The organism is Streptomyces sp. NPDC110618, from assembly GCF_055657065.1.
This window is the reverse complement of the sequence record NZ_JBVKBN010000050.1, coordinates 1-1,459: the sequence shown is the minus strand read 5'-3', so window position 1 is coordinate 1,459 and position 1,459 is coordinate 1. Positions and strand designations below refer to the sequence as shown.

1 protein-coding gene is annotated in these 1,459 nt (G+C 68.8%); it reads left to right on the top strand.

Features of this window, described 5'->3' with window-relative positions:
* Positions 1 to 84: 84 nt before the first annotated feature.
* Entirely contained in the window at positions 85 to 1,335 is a 1,251-nt protein-coding gene (locus ACZ7L7_RS37165; RefSeq protein WP_453603710.1) for an IS701 family transposase, read from the top strand.
* Positions 1,336 to 1,459 lie beyond the last annotated feature (124 nt).

Genomic DNA, 1,459 nt, shown 5'->3' with positions numbered 1-1,459 from the left:
CTAGTAGGGCTTGGTCATCTTCATCCGTGAGCGGCGTGTCTGTTGATGCCTGGGTGTCGTTGGGGTGGTGTGACACCTGAGGAGATGGCCGGGGTCCGGGAGGACCTGGAGGTATTCGCTGCGGAGTTGTTCGACGGGTTCTTCCGTGCGGATCAGCGGCGGTGGGGGCAGGCGTATGTGCGGGGGCTGCTGCTGGACGGGCGGCGCAAGTCGGTTGAACCGATGGCGGCCCGCCTCGGTGAGGACGGCAACCGGCAGGCCCTGGCCCACTTTGTGACGACGAGCCCGTGGGATCCGGCACATGTGCGGGCCCGGACGGCCTGGAGAATGCAGGAGGCGATCGGCCCGGAGGCGTTGATCGTCGACGACACCGGCTTCTTGAAGGACGGGGGCGCCTCGGCGTGTGTGTCCCGGCAGTACACCGGCACCGCGGGCAAGGTCACCAAATGCCAGGTCGGAGTGTCGCTGCACCTGGCCCGGGATCATGCCTCGGCCGCGGTGAACTGGCGGCTGTTCCTGCCCGCGTCCTGGGATCCGGACTCCCCGGAGGCGGATGCGGACAAGGTCGCCCGCCGCAGCCGCTGCGGCATTCCCGCCGGAGTGGGGCATGTGGAGAAGTGGCAGCTGGCCCTGGACATGATCGACGAGACCCGGTCGTGGGGCATCGACATTCCCCTGGTCGTCGCGGACGCCGGTTACGGGGATGCCGCCGCCTTCCGCCGCGGACTGGAAGAACGCAACCTGCCCTATGCGGTGGGCATTTCCTCCCGCCACACCGCCCATCCGGTCGACGCCCGGCCCGTCCAGCCCGCCTACGCGGGCACCGGCCGGCCACCGGCAATGCAGTACCCCGAGCCTGCGCAGACCATGAAAGAGCTGGTCCTCGCAGCCGGGCGGGCGGCTGCGAGGCCGGTGTCCTGGAGGGAAGGCTCCCGGCCGGGCAAAGGGATCAGCGGCTTGAAACGAATGTACTCGCGGTTCGTTGCCCTCAGAGTCCGCCCCGCCGGACGCGGCATCCGCCGAGCCGCCGACGACCCGGAGCTGCCCGAGCGATGGCTGCTGGCCGAGTGGCCGGCCGGCGAGAGCGAGCCGGTGCAGTTCTGGCTGTCGAACCTGCCCTCCGGGATGCCCCTGGCGACTTTGGTGCGGCTGGCCAAGCTCCGCTGGCGCATCGAGCACGACTACCGCGAGATGAAACAGGCCCTAGGACTGGCCCACTTCGAGGGCCGTACCTGGGGCGGCTGGCACCACCACGTCACCCTCGTCTCCGCCGCCCATGCCTTCTGCACCCTGCAACGACTGGCACAAGACCCAAAAGACGCGGCGCAGGTCTGAGCCTCTACCAAGTCGTCCGCGAACTGCAGACACTCCTGGCCATCTGGACCGGCGCCTGCCCCACCTGCCACCGCGACATACCCACACCACTACGAACCTGACCAAGCCCTACTAGGTCCTGTCT

Bases quoted from the DNA above. Each gene is read 5' to 3' on its own strand.
- ACZ7L7_RS37165 (WP_453603710.1), top strand. From the start codon at position 85: ATGGCCGGGGTCCGGGAGGACCTGGAGGTATTCGCTGCGGAGTTGTTC.